This window comes from Pseudomonas sp. 05T35 (assembly GCF_056396605.1).
On the sequence record NZ_JBFTLU010000633.1, the window covers coordinates 1 to 1,908 of the forward strand.

The following is a 1,908-nucleotide window of genomic DNA, read 5'->3' on the forward strand; positions in this document are numbered from 1 at the left end:
AAGAAAAGTCGGTTTGAAAAAAAGACATTGATGGCGCTTGGGGGTCTCCTGTGAGTGAGTCGGTGCCTATTGCAGAACTTCCACCTCCACCGAGACTTGGGTAGAAGGCGACTCGGATATCCCCCAGGCGTTCATCGGATTGGAAAATATCCTGTTCGTCCATTTCAATGAATTCGAAATTTAGATTGACGTAGGGTTGCCATTTGTTTGCGCCATTTTTTATGGCCTCAAAGGAATGTTCGTCATATTTGAAAACAAGGATTTTCAACGTTCTTCCGGGGCGCCAGTACTTGGTGTGCTCGCCGACGCTACGCTTTTTTCGACCGCTGCTGCTCGCTTGGTTGCTGGGGCGCTCGTTTATGGCAGCGTTATAAGAAGCAATCGGGTCGGAAGTTGGAATGGTTTGACAGTAATTAAGTTGATTCATGTTGTTGTGTCTGTATGGTTGTGGGTGAGTCCTCAAGGTATTTAAGTGTAAATGGGGTGTCGAGATATTAAGTTGTGCAGTTTATTGCGTTGGTCAATTGGACTGGATTTAATATAGGTAAGTGGCAATATTTTTATATGAGTTCGCCTGCACCGCATTCGTATTGTGCGGTGCAGGCTTAATACCTATTGATTGCTGCGAGTCATTATGAAGTTGCGAATCCGCTCCGCCGCTTCCACGCACTCGGCCAGCGGTGCGACCAATGCCAGGCGTACCCGGCCTGCACCCGGATTGGAACCGTCTACCTCACGGGACAGGTACGAGCCCGGCACTACCGTCACGTGTTCTTCGACAAACAGATCACGGCAGAACGCGGCATCATCGCCTTCAACGTTCGGCCACAGGTAGAAACCGCCGTCCGGGCGCTGTACGTCCATCACCGGGCTGAGGATTTTCAGTACAGCATCGTATTTCTCGCGGTACAGCGCACGGTTGGCCCGCACATGCACTTCGTCATTCCACGCGGCAACGCTGGCGAGTTGGGTCTGAACCGGCATGGCGCAGCCGTGATAGGTGCGATACAGCAGGAAGCCCTTGAGAATGTCGGCATCGCCGGCGACGAAACCCGAGCGCAGGCCCGGCAGGTTGGAACGCTTGGACAGGCTGTGGAAAACCACGCAGCGTTTGAAGTCCTTGCGGCCCAGTTCCACGCAGGCGCTGAGCAGGCCTGGCGGTGGGGTCTGTTCGTTGAAGTAGAGCTCGCTGTAGCACTCGTCGGCAGCAATCACGAAGTCGTGTTCGTCGGCCAGGGCGATCAGTTTCTTCAGGGTTTCGACCGGGATCAGCGCCCCCGTCGGGTTGCCCGGCGAGCACAGGAAGAGGATCTGGCAGCGCTTCCAGATATCGTCCGATACGGCGTCGAAGTCCGGGTTGAAGCCGTTTTCATCCAGGCACGGCAGGTAATGCGGCTTGGCGCCTGCGAGGAACGCTGCGCCTTCATAGATCTGGTAGAACGGGTTCGGGCTGACGATCAGCGCGTCGTCGCTGCGATTGACCACGGTCTGGGTGAAAGCGAACAGCGCTTCGCGAGTGCCGTTGACCGGCAGTACGTTGCGCGCCGGATCGATCCAGCCACTTGGCACGTTGAAGCGACGTTCGCACCAGCCGGCAATGGCTTCACGCAGTGCGGGAATGCCGAGGGTTGTCGGGTAGACGGCCATCTGATCCAGATTGCTCGCCAGCGCTTCAGCGACAAAGCTTGGCGAACGGTGCTTCGGCTCGCCGATGGACAATGCAATCGGGCGCTTGTCCGGGTTTGGCGTCACCGCACCGAGCAGGGCGCGCAGTTTCTCGAACGGGTAAGGCTGGAGCTGGTTCAGAGCGTTGTTCATGAGGGCCTCTTTCATTGTGGGAGCGAGCCTGCTCGCGAAAGCGGTGTGACATTGCGCGTCATCGTCGACTGATACGCCGCTTTCGCGAGC

At 56.4% G+C, this 1,908-nt stretch carries 2 protein-coding genes; both read right to left on the minus strand.

Annotated elements, in window-relative coordinates; all coding sequences use genetic code 11:
* Positions 1-427, minus strand: a 427-nt coding sequence (locus AC1DH9_RS28215; protein WP_477809241.1) for a zinc metalloprotease, incomplete at its 3' end; no start/stop codon positions are given.
* A 185-nt stretch (positions 428-612) separates the two neighbouring features.
* The gene (dapC, locus tag AC1DH9_RS28220; RefSeq protein WP_427541007.1) at positions 613-1,818 is read right to left on the minus strand and encodes a succinyldiaminopimelate transaminase; all 1,206 of its coding nucleotides are present in this window, start codon (positions 1,816-1,818) and stop codon (positions 613-615) included.
* Positions 1,819-1,908 lie beyond the last annotated feature (90 nt).

Bases quoted from the DNA above. Each gene is read 5' to 3' on its own strand.
- dapC (WP_427541007.1), bottom strand. From the start codon at position 1,818: ATGAACAACGCTCTGAACCAGCTCCAGCCTTACCCGTTCGAGAAACTG.